This window comes from Candidatus Symbiopectobacterium sp. NZEC135 (genome assembly GCF_025962695.1).
In genome coordinates this window covers 1-1231 of record NZ_JAGFPF010000550.1, presented here as the reverse complement: position 1 = coordinate 1231, position 1231 = coordinate 1, and the positions used below count along the sequence as shown (strand labels likewise).

Annotated in this window: 2 protein-coding genes and 1 pseudogene; all 3 read right to left on the bottom strand. The window is 57.4% G+C overall.

Going from position 1 to position 1231, the window contains the following annotated elements; genetic code table 11:
* Positions 1-159: pseudogene (locus J5224_RS28695) on the bottom strand (phosphoribulokinase); the annotation flags it as partial.
* Positions 160-269: 110 nt separating this feature from the next.
* On the bottom strand, positions 270-497 hold the full coding sequence (locus tag J5224_RS28690) for a YheU family protein (protein WP_264628494.1): 228 nt from the start codon (positions 495-497) through the stop codon (positions 270-272).
* A partial coding sequence (locus J5224_RS28685; protein WP_264628493.1) for a hydrolase occupies positions 494-1231 on the bottom strand: 738 nt, incomplete at its 5' end. The genes J5224_RS28690 and J5224_RS28685, both read right to left, overlap by 4 nt.

Here is a 1231-nt window from a genome sequence, read left to right as displayed (position 1 = left end):
GTCCATCTCTGGCCGGGTATAACGGTGAAAGCTATCGCCTTCCAGCGAAGCGGCTTTTATCTGCAACTGCTGGAAGATCTTCCTGAACGCGAGGCTGGTCGTGGTGGTGCCTGCACCACTGGAGCCGGTAACGGCAATGATCGGGTGTTGTTGCGACATGCGGTTGCACTCCGTCGGATTAGGCGTTTGAGTAACACGGATCTCACTGTATAGCAGACCCAGTGACGCAAGACGACCCCCCGCGCGTCAGGAAACGGTGATTTTTCACGTTACGGCGTATTTTCGTTTAGCTGGGTGCGCGGCATGATATTCAGCGTTTCATGCAGCTCTGACCACACCAGCACCACCTCGCCCGAGGCAAGCTGGCGGCGTATATCCCGGACTTTTTCCTCCAGTGAGCGCTCCTGCTCGCCGTAATCCGTGCCTTCGCGCAACACAAAGGATTCAATAATATTTTGCAGCGTATCGCTATCAAGCTGCTGCCAGGGAATCATCATGCTGTTGCCTCCGCGGTGTCCGCCGATAGAAAGCGCGTGAACCAGGCTGGAATGCGTTGTTCCAGCCACATTTCCGGTTTCAATAATGTTCCGCCGACAAACCCGACGTGCCCGCCGTGCGCCGTCAGTTGGTATTCGATGGTTGCCGGCAGACGGGTGATATCCGGGATCACCTCGGGGGTCATGAACGGATCGTCTTGTGCATGGATAATCAGCGTCGGGGTGCGAATGGTGGGCAGTAACGCCAATGCACTGCACTGATGATAGTAGTCGGCAGCATCCTGAAAACCATGGATACGGGCGGTGATCGCATCATCGAACTCGCGCAACCCCGTGATGCGTTGCAACTGCGCCGGGACAATCGGTAACGAACCCGGATAGCGCGCCAGCTTACGCCGGGCATTCTGTTTCAGCTGTCCTACCAGATAGCGCTGATAAATACGGGAAAACCCGTGCTCGATCCTGCGGCTACAGGCATCGAGGTGAAACGGCGCGGAGACAATCGCCGCAGCGGATAACAGCCGGGCTTCTTCCCGTTTAGCCAGCAGGCAAGCCAGCATATTGCCGCCCAGAGAAATGCCGATGGCAGCGGTCGGCACCTCGCCTAGCGTATCCCGCATCCAGCGCAGCAGATAGCTGCCATCATCCGTTTCACCGGAATGGTAGATACGGTTCAGACGGTTGGGGCGGCCGCTACAGCCGCGAAAATGCATAATCACCGCCAGCCAGCCTTG

Coding starts and splice junctions, on each gene's coding strand:
- J5224_RS28690 (WP_264628494.1), bottom strand. CDS start 497: ATGATGATTCCCTGGCAGCAGCTTGATAGCGATACGCTGCAAAATATT.